The 16,445-nt window shown below is 74.1% G+C and carries 11 protein-coding genes and 1 riboswitch; of the genes, 6 read left to right on the forward strand and 5 right to left on the reverse strand.

Annotated features, from left to right (window positions below):
• Nucleotides 1-63 precede the first annotated feature (63 nt).
• The 3 genes from ABT112_RS03390 to ABT112_RS03400 form a co-directional block, all read right to left on the reverse strand.
• The gene (locus ABT112_RS03390) at nucleotides 64-747 is read right to left on the reverse strand and encodes a DUF7342 family protein (RefSeq protein ID WP_351505020.1); all 684 of its coding nucleotides are present in this window, start codon (nucleotides 745-747) and stop codon (nucleotides 64-66) included.
• Complete coding sequence (locus ABT112_RS03395; protein ID WP_351505022.1) at nucleotides 744-2,384, reverse strand: sensor histidine kinase; 1,641 nt, start codon at nucleotides 2,382-2,384, stop codon at nucleotides 744-746. The genes ABT112_RS03390 and ABT112_RS03395 overlap by 4 nt, the downstream gene beginning before the upstream one ends.
• Before the next feature lie 202 nt (nucleotides 2,385-2,586).
• On the reverse strand, nucleotides 2,587-3,534 hold the full coding sequence (locus ABT112_RS03400) for a ferredoxin family protein (RefSeq protein WP_351505024.1): 948 nt from the start codon (nucleotides 3,532-3,534) through the stop codon (nucleotides 2,587-2,589).
• Nucleotides 3,535-3,778: 244 nt separating this feature from the next.
• On the opposite strand from ABT112_RS03400, the gene ABT112_RS03405 reads away from it, so the two are divergent.
• The gene (locus tag ABT112_RS03405; RefSeq protein WP_351505026.1) at nucleotides 3,779-4,891 is read left to right on the forward strand and encodes a CobW family GTP-binding protein; all 1,113 of its coding nucleotides are present in this window, start codon (nucleotides 3,779-3,781) and stop codon (nucleotides 4,889-4,891) included.
• 179 nt (nucleotides 4,892-5,070) lie between these two features.
• On the opposite strand, the gene ABT112_RS03410 is transcribed toward ABT112_RS03405, so the two are convergent.
• Nucleotides 5,071-7,521, reverse strand: coding sequence for a DNA gyrase/topoisomerase IV subunit A (locus ABT112_RS03410; RefSeq protein WP_351505028.1), 2,451 nt, complete (start codon nucleotides 7,519-7,521; stop codon nucleotides 5,071-5,073).
• Nucleotides 7,522-7,859: 338 nt separating this feature from the next.
• On the opposite strand from ABT112_RS03410, the gene ABT112_RS03415 reads away from it, so the two are divergent.
• The 4 genes from ABT112_RS03415 to ABT112_RS03430 all read left to right on the forward strand — a co-directional run bounded on the left by ABT112_RS03415 (nucleotide 7,860) and on the right by ABT112_RS03430 (nucleotide 12,782).
• A complete protein-coding gene (locus tag ABT112_RS03415; protein ID WP_351505030.1) occupies nucleotides 7,860-9,230 on the forward strand; it encodes a M16 family metallopeptidase in 1,371 nt (456 codons plus the stop codon).
• 11 nt (nucleotides 9,231-9,241) lie between these two features.
• Nucleotides 9,242-10,609 carry a M16 family metallopeptidase gene (locus tag ABT112_RS03420; RefSeq protein ID WP_388856954.1) on the forward strand — a complete coding sequence of 456 codons (1,368 nt, stop codon included), beginning with the start codon at nucleotides 9,242-9,244 and terminating at the stop codon, nucleotides 10,607-10,609.
• A gap of 320 nt (nucleotides 10,610-10,929) precedes the next feature.
• Nucleotides 10,930-11,088, forward strand: a riboswitch (cyclic di-AMP (ydaO/yuaA leader).
• Between the two features lie 13 nt (nucleotides 11,089-11,101).
• Nucleotides 11,102-11,893, forward strand: coding sequence for a M23 family metallopeptidase (locus tag ABT112_RS03425; protein ID WP_351505034.1), 792 nt, complete (start codon nucleotides 11,102-11,104; stop codon nucleotides 11,891-11,893).
• A gap of 181 nt (nucleotides 11,894-12,074) precedes the next feature.
• A complete protein-coding gene (locus tag ABT112_RS03430; protein WP_351505036.1) occupies nucleotides 12,075-12,782 on the forward strand; it encodes a GntR family transcriptional regulator in 708 nt (235 codons plus the stop codon).
• Nucleotides 12,783-13,111: 329 nt separating this feature from the next.
• Here the strand turns inward: ABT112_RS03430 and ABT112_RS03435 are convergent, their stop codons facing one another.
• Nucleotides 13,112-13,393 (reverse strand): HPr family phosphocarrier protein, encoded by a 282-nt coding sequence (locus ABT112_RS03435; RefSeq protein ID WP_351505038.1) that lies wholly within the window; start codon nucleotides 13,391-13,393, stop codon nucleotides 13,112-13,114.
• 118 nt (nucleotides 13,394-13,511) lie between these two features.
• On the opposite strand from ABT112_RS03435, the gene ABT112_RS03440 reads away from it, so the two are divergent.
• Nucleotides 13,512-16,319, forward strand: coding sequence for a bifunctional acetate--CoA ligase family protein/GNAT family N-acetyltransferase (locus ABT112_RS03440; RefSeq protein ID WP_351505040.1), 2,808 nt, complete (start codon nucleotides 13,512-13,514; stop codon nucleotides 16,317-16,319).
• Nucleotides 16,320-16,445 lie beyond the last annotated feature (126 nt).

Consider the following 16,445-nt stretch of genomic DNA (forward strand, 5'->3'; position numbering starts at 1 on the left):
GGCGGGCCCCGTTTCACGAACCACGGCGGCCCGCCTGGCCGCTCGCGCGGTGGGGCGGTCGCCTCAGCCGGGCCGGCGCCAGGTGTAGCGGTGCTCCGGGCGGCCCGTCTCGCCGTACTTGAGGTTCATCCGCACCCGGCCGGCGCGTTCCAGCAGCTTCAGATACCGCTGGGCGGTCTGCCGGCTGAGGCCGCACCGGTCGGCGACCTCCTGGGCCGACAGCGGGCCCGACGCGCCGCGCAGCACCTCCCGTACGCGGTCGGCGGTCAGCGCGGAGTGGCCCTTGGGCAGTTCGGCGGGGGCGGCGGAGGCCGCGCCGAACGCGCCGAAGATCCGGTCCACTTGTTCCTGCTCGGCGTCACCGCCGTCGGCGAGAGCGCGCCGCAGATCCGCGTAGGCGTCGAGTCTGGTGCGCAGCCCGGCGAAGGTGAACGGCTTCACCAGGTACTGCAGCGCGCCGAGGCGCATCGCGTCCTGGACCGTGGCGATGTCCCGGGCGGCCGTCACCATGATCACGTCGGTGTGGCGGCCGAGGTCGCGCAGCCGGCGCACCAGCGCCAGCCCGGTCTCGTCCGGGAGGTAGTGGTCGAGCAGCACCAGATCGACCTCGTGCTGCTGGAGGAAGGCGAGGGCCTCGGCGGCCGTGTGGGCCGTACCGGCGACGCGGAAGCCGGCCACCTTCCGCACATAGGCCGCGTTGATCTCCGCGACCCGCAGGTCGTCGTCCACCACCAGCACGTCGATCATCGTGTCTCCCCCGTCGCCGTCAGCCCGGCCTCGTCCGGGCCGGGCCGGGCCGTCGCCGTGGCCAGGGCCTCCGGCAGGACCACGGTGAACTCTGCCCCGCCGCCCTCCCGGTCGGCCACCGTGGCGCTGCCTCCCTGCCGCTCGGCCAGCCGGCGCACCAGGGCCAGCCCGATGCCGCGCCCGCCGTGCGGCGGGCGCTCCTTGGTGGACCAGCCCTCGGTGAAGATCAGCTCGCGGTGTTCCGGCGGGACGCCGGGGCCGCGGTCGCCGACGCGCAGGACCGCGGTGCGGCCCTCCGCCCGCAGTTCCACCTCGACCTCGGGCCGCGGCGTCCCGGCCGTTGCGTCCAGCGCGTTGTCCACGAGGTTCCCCAGCACGGTCACCAGGCCCCGCGGATCCACCACGCGGTCCGGGAAGCTGGTGCGCGGGCCGATCCGGAGCGCGGCGCCGCGCTCGGCCGCCACCGTGGCCTTGCCGACCAGCAGGGCGGCCAGCAGCGGGTCGCGCACCTGCTCGGCGACCTGTTCCGCGGTGGCCCGGTGCACGCCGACGGCCTCGGTCACGAACTCCACGGCCTCGTCGTGCAGACCGAGCTCCAGCAGCCCCAGCAGGGTGTGCAGGCGGTTGGCGTGCTCATGGTCCTGAGCCCGCAGCGCGTCGATCAGCCCGTGGGTGCCGTCCAGCTCCCGCCCGAGCCGCTCCAGTTCGGTGCGGTCCCGCAGGGTGGCCACGGCTCCGCCGTCGTCGGTGGGCATCCGGTTGGCGACGAGGACCCGGTTGGCACTGACGGTGAGCAGATCCTCGCCGGTCACCCGTCCGGCCAGCACATCGGTCGTCCGCCCCGGGCCGAGTGCCTCGTCCAGCGGGCGCCCGGTGTCCCGCGCGTCCAGCCCCAGCAGGCGCTGGGCCTCGTCGTTCAGCAGCCGGATCCTGCCCCGGGCATCGAGGGCGACGACGCCCTCGCGGATGCCGTGGAGCATCGCCTCGCGCTCGGCGAGCAGCGCGGAGATGTCGGAGAAGGCCAGGTCGTGGGTGCGGCGCTGGAGTCTGCGGGACACCACGTAGGAGGCGAGGGCGGCGACGGCGAGGGCTCCGCCGGCGTACACCAGGAGGCCGGGGACGACGGCCAGCAGCCGGTCGCGCACGCTCTCGTAGGCGATGCCGACCGAGACGGCGCCGACGATCCCGCCCTCGCCGTCGCGCAGCGGCACCTTGCCGCGGGCCGAGCGGCCGAGGGTGCCGTTGTCGATCTGCATGACCTCGTGGCCCGCGAGTGCCCGGCTGGGGTCGGTGGAGACGTGCCGGCCGATCCGGTCCGGCGACGGGTGCGACCAGCGGACACCGTGGTCGTCCATGATCACGACGTACTCGGCGCCGGTGGAGCGGCGGACGCGCTCGGCCTCGCCCTGCACCGGACCGTGCGGGGTGGGCCGGGTCGTCCCGACCGCGTCCGCCAGCCCGGGGCGGGCCGCCGTGGTCTGGGCTATCGCCAGGGCGCGGCGCATCGCCTGGTCGTCGAGCTGGGCGCTGAGCGGGGCGAGGAAGAGCCCGGTGGCGAGGGCGGTGACGCCGGCGGCGATGACGAGCTGGGTGAGCAGCACCTGGGAGAAGACACGACGGGGCCATCCGATCCGCATCCGTCCGCCTCCGCTCCGTCGCTCGTGCACCGCTCGCCACCCGGCTGCGGAAGGCTCCCCTCCGCTTCGGTCGTGTGAACGAAGGGTAGGCGGCCGACGCGGCAGCCGGGGCCCGTCGCGCCGCTCCCGCGGGGAGGGGGCGGTGCCTGAGCTGTTCTAGCGCGAGCAAAAGGCGCAGAACAGGGGCCGGAGGGGAGGAGCGTCAGCCGGTTCCGCCGGGCAGGGCGCGGACGGACAGGACGTCCATGCGCGCGGGGGAGCCCGGCGCGGCCCCGCAGCTCTCCGGACGCGGCGGTTCCGCGGCCGACCGGGCCACCTCCACCTGCCAGCTCCGGCCGTCGGTGTGGGCCACGGTCACGGTCCAGTGGGGAGGCGGCCCCTCGGGCAGGGCCTCCGTCCGGACGATGTCCAGCGCGTCCTCCCGGTCCTCGCCGGTGAGCCTCCGGACGGCGAGGTCCGCGGCCTGGCCGGGCCGGTCCCAGGCCGAGCGGCCGCGCGAGCCCGCGGTGACGATCCGGCCCAGCCGCGCGGCCTCCAGCGCGCCCTTGGCGGTGTGCGCGGTGGCCCGCCCGTAGGCGTAGCCGTACGGGAGCAGCATGAAGGTGGGGGCGAAGCGGTGCCCGCCGATGTGGGTGACCTCCCAGACGCTCTCGTCCCCGTCCGCCGCAAGCTCGGCGGCGAGCGGGCGGCCGAGCAGCGCGCAGCACCGGTCGCGCTTGCCGTTGGTGCAGACCAGGGCGAGCGGCCCGCCCTCGTATGCCTCCCAGAGGCCCTGGTGCCGGCCGGCGCCGAGGGCGGCGAAGTCGAGGTCCAGGAGCTGTTCGGGGCCGTCGGCGCCCGTCCCGGAGCCGAGCTCGGCGGTCCGGATCCAGGACCGGCCGGGCAGCGTGTGCGCGACGTGGACCCGGCGCGGGGCGGGGCCGTGGGGGTCGGCGTGCGGGCCGGGGCGCCGGATCAGCGCGACCCGTACGCCGGTGCCCTGGGCGGCCCGCTCCAGGGCGCGCCCGAGCTCCGGATCGAGGTGGCTGGAGGTGGCGGCCTTGGCGCCCCAGGGGCCCGGCTGTTCGATGAGCAGCCAGGTCGGGGCGGTGGCCGCGGTGGCCTCCACGGGCTCGGCCAGATCCCACGAGGCGGTCGTACAGGCATTCACAGCAGGTGAGCCTAATCCCGGGCCGGTCCGAGGCCGTTCTCCGGCGCTTCCGGAGGGCGCCGAGGGCCCGAACGGTGAGCTCCGGCGGGAACGGGGCGGCGGCCGGCGCACCGGGCGGCAGGCGGGCGTACAGGAGCGGCGACGGGGGCGCGGGGAGGGGCCGTGCGCGGTCCCCGGGCGGATGCCCGTCCCGGACCGCCCGATACGATCGGCTGCCGTCCCGTGCCCTGCTCCCGCCCGCATCATGGAGGCCGAGTCCGTGGCCAAGAAGCAGATCCCGGTCATCGTGCTCGCCGGGTTCCTGGGGTCCGGCAAGACGACGATGCTCAACCATCTGCTGCGCAACAGCAGGGGGAACCGGATCGGCGCCGTCGTCAACGACTTCGGCAGCGTCGGGATCGACGCCATGACGGTGGCCGGACAGGTCGACGCGATGGTCTCGCTGGGCAACGGCTGCCTCTGCTGCGCGGTCGACACCAGCGATCTGGACGGCATCCTGGACCGTCTCGCGCGCCCCGCGGCCCGGCTCGACGCCATCGTCATCGAGGCGAGCGGTCTGGCCGAGCCGGAGACCATGGTCAGGATGATCCTCTCCAGCACGAACCGGCACATCGTCTACGGCGGGCTGATCGAGGTGGTGGACGCCGCCGAGTTCGCGGACACCCGGGCCCGGCACCCGGAGATCGACCGGCATCTGGGCGTCGCCGATCTGGTGGTGCTGAACAAGACCGACCGGATCGACGCGGAGGAGCAGCAGCGGCTCCTCGGGCTGCTCGCGGAACTCGGCCCCGGGCGGCCGGTCGTCGCGGCCTCCCACGGCCGGCTGGATCCGGAACTCCTCTTCGAGCGCCGGGCGGAGCGGGAGGAGGCGGTGCGGCAGCTCTCCTTCGACGAGCTGTGCAGCGCCGACGACGAGCACGGGGAGCATCTGCACGCCGCCTACGACAGCGTCGCGTTCAGTTCACCCGGCCCCCTGGACCCGCGGCGGTTCATGGAATTCCTGGACAGCCGGCCGAAGGGGCTCTACCGCATCAAGGGGTTCGTCCACTTCGGGGTGGACGGGCACCGGCAGAAGTTCTCCCTGCACGCCGTCGGCGACTTCCTGCGCTTCCACCCTTCGCCCTGGGCGCGCGGGGAGCGCCGGACGACGCATCTGGTGCTGATCGGCTCCGGCATCGACGCCGAGGCGCTGCGCCGGGATCTCGCGGCGTGCGTACGGACCGAGCGGGACGAGGCCGGGCCGGACGCGACGGGTGCGGACGCGACGGGTGCGGACGACACGGCTCCGGACGACACGGGTGCGGACGACACGGGGCCGCGCAGCATGTGGGGCGTGCTCCGCTACGTGCAGGAGTAGCGCGGGACTTCCGCTTCTGTGCGCCGGGTGCCCTGGGCCGGGCAGGCCTGTCACCGGGGGCGCCCGCCCGGCCGGGCGGGGCTGTCCCACCGCGGACGGCGGGCCCGGGCGTGGCCCGGACCGCGCCGCGTCGCCCCGGACCGTGCCGCGTCGGCCCCGGTCCGGGGGAGTGGGAGCGGCTACACCGGTCCCGCCACCACGGCCACCGCCTTGGGCAGCGGCAGCCCCGAGCCGTCGCGCCGCGGATCCGGCTCGGGCAGGTCCGCCGGTGTGCCGGTGGCGGTGGCCGCGCGGGCCGGAGTCGTCCCCACCCAGGCCAGCACGAGGCCGTCCTCGCCCTTCAGGAAGCGGTGACAGCGCACCCCGCCGGTGGCCCGGCCCTTGCGCGGGTACTGGTCGAACGGCGTCAGCTTGGCCGAGCTCTGCGCCGGGCCGCCGAGGGTGCCCCGGGCACCCGCGACCGTGAACACCGCGGCGTCCGCCGCCGGGTCCACCGCGGCGAACGAGATCACCTTGACGTCCGCCCCGAGCTTGATGCCCGCCATGCCGCCCGCCGCGCGGCCCTGCGGCCGCACCTGGGCGGCCGGGTAGCGCAGCAACTGGGCCTCGTCGGTGACGAAGACCAGATCCTCCTCGCCGGTGCGCAGCTCGACGGCGCCGACGATCCGGTCGCCCTCGCGGAGCGAGACGACCTCCAACTCGTCCTTGTGGGCCGGGTAGTCCGGCACCACGCGCTTCACCACACCCTGTTGGGTGCCGAGCGCGAGGCCGGGCGAGGACTCGTCCAGCGTGGTCAGGCAGACCAGCGTCTCGTCCGCCTCCAGCGTCAGGAACTCCGCGATCGGAGCGCCGCCCGCGAGGTTCGGGGCGCCGGCGGTCTCCGGAAGCATCGGCAGGTCGATCACCGGGAGCCGCAGCAGGCGGCCCGTCGAGGTCACCGCGCCCACGTCCGCACGGGCCGTGGCCGGGACCGCGGAGACGATCACATCGTGCTTGACGCGCTTGCCGCCCGTGTCCCCGAGCGGCTCGGAGCCGGCCGTGCGCGCCAGCAGCCCGGTGGAGGACAGCAGCACCCGGCACGGGTCGTCGGCGACCTCCAGCGGTACCGCCGTGACCGGCGCGCCCGCCGACTCCAGCAGCACCGTCCGCCGGTCGGTGTCGAACTTCTTCGCCACCTGGCCCAGTTCGGCCGAGACCAGCTTGCGCAGCTCCGCGTCCGACTCCAGGATCCGGGTGAGCTTCTCGATCTCCTCGCCCAGCCGGTCGCGCTCGGACTCCAGCTCCAGCCGGTCGAACTTGGTCAGCCGGCGCAGCGGGGTGTCCAGGATGTACTGGGTCTGGATGTCGCTGAGCGAGAAGCGGGCGATCAGGCTCTGCTTGGCCTCCGCGGAGTTCTCACTCGACCGGATGATCCTGATGACCTCGTCGATGTCGATCAGCGCGATCAGCAGGCCCTCGACCAGGTGCAGCCGGTCGCGGCGCTTGGTGCGCCGGAACTCGCTGCGCCGCCGGACCACCTCGAAGCGGTGGTCCAGATAGACCTCCAGCAGCTCCTTGAGGCCCAGCGTCAGCGGCTGGCCGTCCACCAGCGCCACGTTGTTGATGCCGAAGGACTCCTCCATCGGCGTCAGCTTGTAGAGCTGCTCCAGTACGGCCTCGGGGTTGAAGCCGTTCTTGATCTCGATCACCAGGCGCAGCCCGTGCGCCCGGTCGGTGAGGTCCTTGACGTCCGCGATGCCCTGGAGCTTCTTCGAGCCGACCAGGTCCTTGATCTTGGAGATCACCTTCTCCGGGCCCACCGTGAAGGGGAGTTCCGTGACGACCAGGCCCTTGCGCCGGGCGGTGACGTCCTCCACCGCGACCGTCGCGCGGATCTTGAAGCTGCCGCGGCCCGTCTCGTAGGCGTCGCGGATGCCGTTCAGCCCCACGATCCGGCCGCCGGTCGGCAGGTCCGGCCCCGGGACGTGCTTCATCAGCGTCTCGAGGTCCGCGCCCGGGTGCTTGATCAGGTGGCGGGCGGCGGCGATCACTTCACCCAGGTTGTGCGGCGGCATGTTGGTCGCCATGCCGACCGCGATCCCGGACGCGCCGTTGACCAGCAGGTTCGGATAGGCGGCCGGCAGGGTGACCGGTTCCTGCTCCTGGCCGTCGTAGTTCGGCGTGAAGTCGACGGTGTCCTCGTCGATCGACTCGGTCATCAGGGAGGTCGCCGAGGCCATCCGGCACTCGGTGTAACGCATGGCGGCCGGTGGGTCGTCGTTCCCCAGCGAACCGAAGTTGCCGTGCCCGTCGACCAGCGGCAGCCGCATCGAGAACGGCTGCGCCATGCGGACCAGGGCGTCGTAGATCGACGCGTCGCCGTGCGGGTGGAGCTTACCCATCACCTCGCCGACGACGCGCGCGCACTTCACGTACCCGCGCTCCGGGCGCAGGCCCATCTCGTTCATCTGGTAGACGATGCGCCGGTGCACGGGCTTCATCCCGTCGCGGGCGTCGGGGAGCGCGCGCGAGTAGATGACCGAGTAGGCGTACTCCAGGAAGGAGCCCTGCATCTCGTCCACGACGTCGATGTCGAGGATGCGCTCCTCGAAGTCGTCGGGCGGCGGGGTCTTCGTACTGCGGCGGGCCATCTCGGCTGCTGCTCCTTAGAACTGCCTGAGCGGGTGCTGACGCGGACCATTGTGGACCCCGCGACCGACAGCGCGTTCCACGACCCGGCCGGGGCGCGGCGGTACCCGGCCCGCTGCGGGGGCGTGCGCCCCGGCGGGCCGGCCGGGGAACCCAGCGCGTCACGGCGCCGGCCGGTGCACCGTACGTTGGACACCAGGAATGGAACATCAGCGTCCGGTTACCCGACACGCGCCGATCGCGGAAGCGTAGCGGCCCGGTCGTGCGGGAACTTCGCCAGGCGTCACCGCGCTTGCATACAGTGGCAGCATTTCTCCCCCCAGCGATCGAAGGGACGTACATGCCGATGGGTCACACGGCCACGCAACAGGCCGGCTCCGGCGGCCTGACAGCGACCGAGCACCGCCTGGCCAACGGCCTGCGGGTGGTGCTCTCCGAGGACCACCTCACCCCGGTCGCCGCGGTGTGCCTCTGGTACGACGTCGGGTCGCGCCACGAGGTCAAGGGCCGTACGGGTCTGGCTCACCTCTTCGAGCACCTGATGTTCCAGGGCTCGTCGAGCGTCCCGGGCAACGGCCACTTCGAGCTGGTGCAGGGCGCCGGCGGCTCCCTGAACGGCACCACCAGCTTCGAGCGGACCAACTACTTCGAGACCATGCCCGCCCACCAGCTGGAGCTCGCGCTCTGGCTGGAGGCCGACCGCATGGGCAGCCTCCTCACCGCGCTGGACGAGGAGAGCATGGAGAACCAGCGCGACGTCGTCAAGAACGAGCGGCGCCAGCGCTACGACAACGTCCCGTACGGCACCGCCTTCGAGAAGCTGACCGCGATGGTCTACCCCGAGGGCCACCCGTACCACCACACCCCGATCGGCTCGATGGCCGACCTGGACGCCGCCTCGCTGGAGGACGCGCGGAACTTCTTCCGCACCTACTACGCGCCGAACAACGCGGTGCTCTCCGTCGTCGGCGACATCGACCCGGAGCAGACGCTCGCCTGGATCGAGAAGTACTTCGGCACCATCCCCGGGCACGACGGCAAGCAGCCGCCGCGTGACGGCTCGCTGCCCGACGTGCTCGGCGGGCAGCTGCGCGAGGTTGTCGAGGAGGAGGTGCCCGCCCGCGCCCTGATGGCCGCCTACCGGCTGCCGCACGACGGGACCCGGGAGGCCGACGCCGCCGACCTGGCGCTGACCGTGCTCGGCGGCGGCGAGTCCTCGCGGCTGCACAACCGGCTGGTCCGCCGCGACCGCACGGCCGTCGCCGCGGGCTTCGGCCTGCTCCGGCTGGCCGGAGCGCCGTCGCTGGGCTGGCTGGACGTGAAGACCTCCGGCGGCGTCGAGGTGCCGGCCATCGAGGCCGCCGTCGACGAGGAGCTCGCCCGCTTCGCCGCGGAGGGGCCGACGCCCGAGGAGATGGAGCGCGCCCAGGCCCAGCTGGAGCGCGAGTGGCTGGACCAGCTCGCCACCGTCGGCGGCCGCGCCGACCAGCTGTGCCGCTACGCCGTGCTGTTCGGCGACCCGCAGCTGGCGCTGACCGCCGTCCAGCGGGTCCTGGACATCACCGCCGAGGAGGTGCAGGCCGTGGCCGCCGCCCGGCTGCGCCCGGACAACCGCGCGGTCCTCGTCTACGAGCCGACCGCCCCCGCCGCCGACGACACCGCCGACGGCACCCCCGCCGACGACACTGCAGACGAGGAGGCGGACCGGTGACCGACGCCACCATGACCTTCCACCCCCAGCCGCAGGGCGGCATCGCCAAGCCGTGGGCCTTCCCGGCCCCCGAGCGCGCCACCCTGCCCAACGGCCTCACGGTGCTGCACTGCCACCGGCCCGGCCAGCAGGTGGTGGCCGTCGACATCAACCTCGACGCCCCGCTGGACGCCGAGCCCGAGGGGCTGGACGGGGTCGCCACGATCATGGCCCGGGCGCTGTCCGAGGGCACCGACAAGCACACGGCCGAGGAGTTCGCCGCCGAGCTGGAGCGCTGCGGCGCGACGCTCGACGCGCACGCCGACCACCCCGGCGTCCGGGTCTCCCTGGAGGTCCCCGCCTCCCGGCTGGCCAAGGCGCTCGGGCTGCTCGCCGACGCACTGCGCGCCCCGGCGTTCCCCGACGGCGAGGTCGAGCGGCTCGTCGCCAACCGGCTGGACGAGATCCCGCACGAGCAGGCCAACCCGGCCCGCCGCGCGGCCAAGGAGCTCTCCAAGGAGCTCTTCCCGGCCTCGTCCCGGATGTCCCGCCCCCGGCAGGGCACCGAGGAGACCGTCGCACGCATCGACGCCGCGGCCGTCCGGGCCTTCTACGAGGCGCACGTCCGGCCTGCCACCGCCACCGCGGTGGTCGTCGGCGACCTGGCCGGCACCGACCTCGCCGCGGTGCTCGGCGACACCCTGGGCGCCTGGACCGGCGGCCCCGCCGAGCTGCGCCCGGTCCCGCCGGTGACCGCCGACGACACCGGCCGCGTGGTGATCGTGGACCGGCCCGGCGCCGTCCAGACCCAGCTGCTGATCGGCCGGATCGGCCCGGACCGGCACGACCGGGTGTGGTCGGCCCAGGTGCTCGGGATCTACTGCCTCGGCGGCACCCTCACCTCCCGGCTCGACCGGGTGCTGCGCGAGGAGAAGGGCTACACCTACGGCGTGCGGGCCTTCGGCCAGGTGCTGCGTTCCGGTCCCGACGGCACCGGCGCCTCACTGCTGGCCATCAGCGGCTCGGTGGACACCGCCTCCACCGGCCCGGCCCTGGACGACGCCTGGAAGGTGCTGCGCACCCTCGCCGCCGAGGGCCTGACCGACGCCGAGCGGGACGTCGCCGTGCAGAACCTCGTCGGGGTCGCGCCGCTGAAGTACGAGACGGCCGCGGCCGTCGCCGGCACCCTCGCCGACCAGGTGGAGCAGCACCTGCCGGACGACTACCAGGCGCAGCTCTACGCCCGGCTCGCCGAGACCGGCACCGTGGAGGCGACGGCGGCGGCCGTCAGCGCCTTCCCGGTGGACCGGCTGGTCACCGTGCTCGTGGGCGACGCCTCGCAGATCGAGGAGCCGGTGCGCGCGCTCGGCATCGGCGAGGTGAAGGTGGTCGGCGGCTGAGCCGTCCCGGGCCCGGAGGCGGGGAAGGCGGGTCCCAACCCGCCGGTCCGCCGGGCCCGTTGTGGCGCGGCTGCCCCAAGGGGCTTGTCCCCGGGGGCGGCTGACGCCGCGTCGGTCCGTTCCCGCGGGCCGTGACACGACAGCGAACCCCGGTGCCGGGTACGGCGCCGGGGTTCGGTCGTATGCCCGTTTTGTAGGTGAGGGCGAGTGTTCTCCTGTGGTGTGCGCAACAAAGATCGGCATTTCTTTGGCGATTGAAAGATGTCCCGTTTAGCGTCGGTCCGGCTGTTCGGTCGGACACCGGCCGCACCCGCGGCACCGGACAGTCATCGCCGAGTCCCCGTACGGCGCGAGCCAGGGGAGCCGGGGACCCGTGCGCAGTCCCTGGGGTGAATCGGACGCCTCTTACGAGGGGTCCGTAGGAGACCTTCCTGCTCCGAACCCGTCAGCTAACCCGGTAGGCGAGAAGGAAGGAAAGGAGTACGCCGCCCCATGGCGTTCACCCGTGCCACCGGGAAACACCGCCGTCCGAGCCGCATGGCCCGTTCCGGCGCGAACATCGCAGGCATAGCCACCCTCGCCACCGCCGGCGCCGTCGCCTCGGTCGCCACGCCCGCGCTCGCCGCGCCCGGGGAGACCCCGGCGCCCGAGGAGACCGGGCTGCGCCAGGCGATCGTCGCCGGGGACAGCCTCGCCGACACCATCGATGCCCAGGCGAAGGCCCAGCAGGAGGCCGCCGACGCGGCCGCCGCCAAGGCCAAGGCCGAGGCCGAGGCCAAGAAGCGGGCCGCCGAGGCGCGGCGCGAGGCCGCCGCCAAGGCCGAGAAGGCGCGCGAGGCCAAGGAGCGGGCCGCCCGCGAGGCCGAGCGCAAGCGTCTGAACACCTTCGTCCTCCCCGTCGAGGGCGGCGTCTCCACCGGCTATCAGGCCTCCGGCGGCGCCTGGTCCTCCGGCAGCCACACCGGCATCGACTTCCACGCCTCCACCGGCACCTCCGTCCACGCCGTCGGCGCGGGCGAGGTCGTCGAGGCCGGCTGGGGCGGCGCCTACGGCAACAACGTGGTGATCAAGATGAAGGACGGCACGTACACCCAGTACGGCCACCTGTCCTCCGTCGGCGTCTCCGTGGGCGAGACGGTCACCCCGGGGAAGCAGATCGGCCTGTCCGGCAACACCGGCAACACCACTGGCCCGCACCTGCACTTCGAGGCCCGTACCTCGCCCGACTACGGCTCGGACATGGACCCCATCGCCTACCTCCGGTCGCACGGCCTCAGCCTCTGAAGCCTCCGGCTGCCGCCGGGCCGCAGAGCAACGCCGGTCCGGTCTGTCCAAAAGTCAGCGCCGGTCCGGCCGTACGCGTCGGAAACGCCTCCGCATTGCCATAGAGTTCCTGAACGGGGCGGCGCCGAATTGTGCTTCGCCCTTCACCTTTCACAGGAGGTCGGGCCATGCGGGGGCGACGGTGAACGGCAATACGCTGCCGACGGCCGGTAAGGGAATTCCGGCGCACGCGGTGTGCCAGGCGATCCGGGACGACATCGTCTCCGGTGCGCACCCGCCCGGCAGCCGGCTCACCGAGGAGGTGCTCGCCCGCCGGTACGGCGTCTCCCGGGTGCCGGTCCGGGAGGCCCTGCGCACGCTGGAGTCCGAGGGGTTCGTGACCACGCGCCGGCACGCCGGTGCCTGTGTCGCCGAGCCCACCGCGCAGGAGGCGGCCGACCTCCTCGACATGCGGGTGCTGCTGGAACCGCTGGGCGCCGCCCGCGCCGCCCAGCGCCGCACCGAGGCCCATCTCAAGGTGCTGCGCGGACTGGTCCGGCTGGGCCAGGAGCGGGCCCGCCGGGGGCACACCGCGGATCTGCGGCCGCTCGGCGACTGGTTCCACGAGACCCTCGCCCAGGCGTCCGGCAGCCCCAGCCTGGCCTCGCTGCTGACTCAGGTCCGCCGCAAGGTCACCTGGGTGTACGCGGCCCATCCGCCGGTCCGCAGGGCCGAGTCCTGGCAGGAGTACGGGGCGGTCACCGACGCGGTGGCGCGGCGTGACGCGGACCGGGCCCGCGCGCTGATGGCCGCGCACGCCGAACGGTCCCTGGCGGCCTACCGGCTGCGCCGGCCCTTTCCGGTGAGAAATCCGAAACAACCCGTCAACACGCTGAGCGCGGGGAATTAACAGAATTCCGGTAACGGCGGGCGGGAATTCGGTCCGCGCATTCCCTGTCGAACGGGAAACGGGAAACGGGAAACGGGGAACGGGGAACGGGAACGAGAGCGGGAACGGGAACGAGAGCGGGAACGAGAGCGGGAACGGAAAAAGGACCGGGCCGCGGCGCCCCTCCGAGAGGTTCACCACGGCCCGGCCGTGCACGGCATTTCCCGGCGGTCAGCACGGCCCGGCGGTCCGCACGGTGGCGGCCCGCACGTCGGCGGTCTGCTCGGTGTCCCTTCCCGCGGCGGCCGCGCGCCGGACACCCGCAGGGCCGCCCACCGGGGCGGCCGGGGTCAGACGGTCTCCGGGAGCTCCTCCAGCCCCTCGGCGACCAGCTTCGCCAGCCGGTCCAGAGCGGCCTCGGCACCGTCGGCCTCGGAGGAGAGGACGATCTCCTCGCCGCCCTGGGCACCCAGTCCCAGCACGGCCAGCATCGAAGCGGCGTTGACCGGGGTGCCGTCGGGCTTGGCGATCGTCACGGGGACGCCGGAGGCGTTCGCCGCGCGAACGAAGATCGAAGCGGGCCGGGCATGCAGGCCCTCGGCCCAGCCGACAGTGACGCGGCGCTCAACCATGGTGTTGCCCTTCGGGTCGTGGCGGTCTTCAGATGGGACAGTTGTCTAGACCAGACGCGGCCAGTCTCTCACGGCACTTCCGGTGCTCCCCGCGGCCCTGCGCCCGTAGGCTTGGGCCATGGAACTGCCGTCGGAGCACGCCTACCCGACCCACTGGGAAGCCGACGTCGTGCTGCGTGACGGCGGCACCGCACAGATCCGGCCCATCACTCCGGATGACGCCCAGCGCCTGGTGAGTTTCTACGAGCAGGTCTCGGACGAGTCGAAGTACTACCGCTTCTTCGCACCGTACCCCCGGCTCTCCGATCGCGATGTGCGCCGGTTCACCCACCACGACTACGTGGACCGGGTCGGCCTGGCGGCGACGGTGGGCGGGGAATTCATCGCCACCGTCCGGTACGACCGGATCGACGAGCGGGGCATGGCGGCGTCCGCCCCCGCCGACGAGGCCGAGGTGGCCTTCCTCGTGCAGGACGCCCACCAGGGCCGGGGCGTGGCCTCCGCGCTGCTGGAGCACATCGCCGCGGTCGCCCGCGAGCGCGCCATCCGCCGCTTCGCCGCCGAGGTGCTGCCCGCCAACACCAAGATGATCAAGGTGTTCACCGACGCCGGGTACACGCAGAAGCGCAGCTTCGAGGACGGGGTGGTCCGGCTCGAGTTCGGTCTCGAACCCACCGACCGGTCGCTCGCCGTGCAGCGCGGCCGGGAGCAGCGGGCCGAGGCCCGCTCCGTGCAGCGGCTGCTCGGCCCGGGCTCGGTCGCCGTCATCGGAACCGGCCGGCGCCCCGGCGGTGTCGGCCGCTCGGTGCTGCGCAACCTCCTCGACGGGGGCTTCACCGGCCGCGCCTACGCCGTCAACCGCGCCTTCCCGGACGGCACCACGGAGCTGGAGGGCGTCCCCGCCCGCCGCTCGGTGAAGGACATCGACGAGCCGGTGGACCTCGCCGTCGTCGCCGTACCCGCCGAGCACGTGCCTGCGGTGGTCGCCGACTGCGGCGAGCACGGGGTGCAGGGGCTGGTGGTCGTCTCCTCCGGTTACGCGGAGAGCGGGCCGGAGGGCCGCGACCGGCAGCGCGAACTCGTGCGGCAGGCACGCTCGTACGGCATGCGGATCATCGGGCCCAACGCCTTCGGCGTGCTCAACACCGACCCCGGGGTACGCCTCAACGCCTCCCTCTCGCCCGAGCTGCCCCCCGCGGGGCGGCTCGGCCTCTTCACGCAGTCCGGCGCGATCGGCATCGCCCTCCTCTCCGGACTGCACCGGCGCGGCGGCGGCCACGTCGGGATCTCCACCTTCGTCTCCTCCGGCAACCGGGCCGACGTCTCCGGCAACGACTTCCTCCAGTACTGGCACGACGACCCGAACACCGATGTGGCGCTGATGTACCTGGAGTCCATCGGCAACCCGCGGAAGTTCACCCGGCTCGCCCGGCGCACGGCCATGGTCAAGCCCGTGGTCGTCGTCAAGGGCGCCCGGCACAGCGGCAGCGCGCCCACCGGCCACGCCGTACCCACCACCCGGATCCCGGACGGCACCGTCTCCGCGCTGCTCCGGCAGGCCGGGGTGATCCGGGTCGACACCGTCACCGAACTGGCCGACGCCGGGCTGCTGCTCGCCGGGCAGCCGCTGCCCGACGGCCCCCGGGTCGCGATCCTGGGCAACTCCGAATCGCTGGGCCTGCTCACCTACGACGCCTGTCTGACCGAGCGGCTCCGCCCGCTCCCGCCGCGCGACCTCACCACGGGCGCCACCCCGGACGACTTCCGCGCCGCGCTCTCCGCCGCACTGGCCGACGACCTCTGCGACGCGGTCGTGGTCACCGCCATCCCCTGGGTCGGCGACGACGGCCCTCCGGACGGCGGATACGGCGGCCGGGCGCTGGCCGCGGCGCTGCGCGAGGCGGTCGCCGCGAGCCCCGTCCGCAAGCCGGTGACCGTGGTCCACCTGGAGATCGACGAACTCGTCGGCGCGCTGGGGGCGCCGCTGGACGGCCCGCCCGACGGCGAGCCGGACGGCGCCCGCATCCCCGCCTACCCCGCCGCGGAGCGGGCCGTCCGGGCCCTCGCCGAGGCCGTCCGGTACGCCCAGTGGCGGCGGCAGGCCGCCGAGACCGGCCGGGTGCCGGAGTACGACGACATCCAGGAGGCCGAGGCCGGGTCCGACATCGATCTGCTCCTCGGCGCCGGGGCGGACGGCCCGGCCGCCGCCGAGCGGTCCGGCGGCACGGCGATGCCCCGCAGCACGCCGCTCGGCCCCGCCGACGCGGAACGGCTGCTCGCCCGGTACGGCATCGCCGTGCGGCGCACCCTGCCCGCCCCCGACCCGGACACCGCCGCCGCTGCCGCCGCCCGCCTCGGCTACCCGGTGGCCCTGAAGACCACCGCCCCGCACCTGCGGCACCGCGCCGACCTCGGGGGAGTCCGGCTGGACCTCACCAGCGAGAAGGAGCTGCGCCGCGCCCATCAGGAGCTGACCGACTCCCTCGGCAAGGCCGACGAGCTGTGGCCCGTCGTGCAGGCCATGGCCCCGCGCGGGGTGGACACGGTCGTCCGGGCCGCCATCGACCCGTCCGCCGGTGCCGTGCTCTCCTTCGGCCTCGCCGGAGCCCCCTCGGAGCTGCTCGGCGACACCGCCCACCGGCTCGTCCCGGTCACCGACCGGGACGCCGCCGAGCTCATCCGGTCCATCCGGACCGCCCCTCTCCTCTTCGGCTGGCGGGGCTCGCAGCCGGTGGACACCGACGCGCTGGAGGAGCTGCTGCTGCGGGTCTCCCGGCTGGTGGACGACCACCCCGAGGTCGTGGCCGTCGACCTGGAGCCGGTGGTGGTCGCCCCGCACGGGCTCACCGTGCTCGGCGCCTCGGTGCGGCTCGCCCCGCGCCCGGCCACGCCGGACCTCGGCCCGCGCCGCCTCCCCGCGTACTAGGGCGGAGCCCTGGCGCGTACCGCAGCCCGCCCGCCCCCGCTCCGTACCGCCGGGGACCACCGGCCCCCGCGCCCGCGGGGTGTCCTCCCGTGGGGAGCGAGCGGGCACCGGCCCGGTGCCGGGCCG

This window comes from Streptomyces sp. NPDC002055 (assembly GCF_040296705.1).
In the GTDB taxonomy this organism is placed as follows: domain Bacteria; phylum Actinomycetota; class Actinomycetes; order Streptomycetales; family Streptomycetaceae; genus Streptomyces.

Excerpts from the sequence above, each read along its gene's own strand:
- ABT112_RS03425 (WP_351505034.1), top strand. The coding sequence starts at position 11,102 with ATGGCGTTCACCCGTGCCACCGGGAAACACCGCCGTCCGAGCCGCATG.
- ABT112_RS03420 (WP_388856954.1), top strand. The coding sequence starts at position 9,242 with ATGACCTTCCACCCCCAGCCGCAGGGCGGCATCGCCAAGCCGTGGGCC.
- ABT112_RS03440 (WP_351505040.1), top strand. The coding sequence starts at position 13,512 with ATGGAACTGCCGTCGGAGCACGCCTACCCGACCCACTGGGAAGCCGAC.
- ABT112_RS03405 (WP_351505026.1), top strand. The coding sequence starts at position 3,779 with ATGGAGGCCGAGTCCGTGGCCAAGAAGCAGATCCCGGTCATCGTGCTC.
- ABT112_RS03390 (WP_351505020.1), bottom strand. The coding sequence starts at position 747 with ATGATCGACGTGCTGGTGGTGGACGACGACCTGCGGGTCGCGGAGATC.
- ABT112_RS03395 (WP_351505022.1), bottom strand. The coding sequence starts at position 2,384 with ATGCGGATCGGATGGCCCCGTCGTGTCTTCTCCCAGGTGCTGCTCACC.
- ABT112_RS03435 (WP_351505038.1), bottom strand. The coding sequence starts at position 13,393 with ATGGTTGAGCGCCGCGTCACTGTCGGCTGGGCCGAGGGCCTGCATGCC.
- ABT112_RS03415 (WP_351505030.1), top strand. The coding sequence starts at position 7,860 with ATGCCGATGGGTCACACGGCCACGCAACAGGCCGGCTCCGGCGGCCTG.
- ABT112_RS03410 (WP_351505028.1), bottom strand. The coding sequence starts at position 7,521 with ATGGCCCGCCGCAGTACGAAGACCCCGCCGCCCGACGACTTCGAGGAG.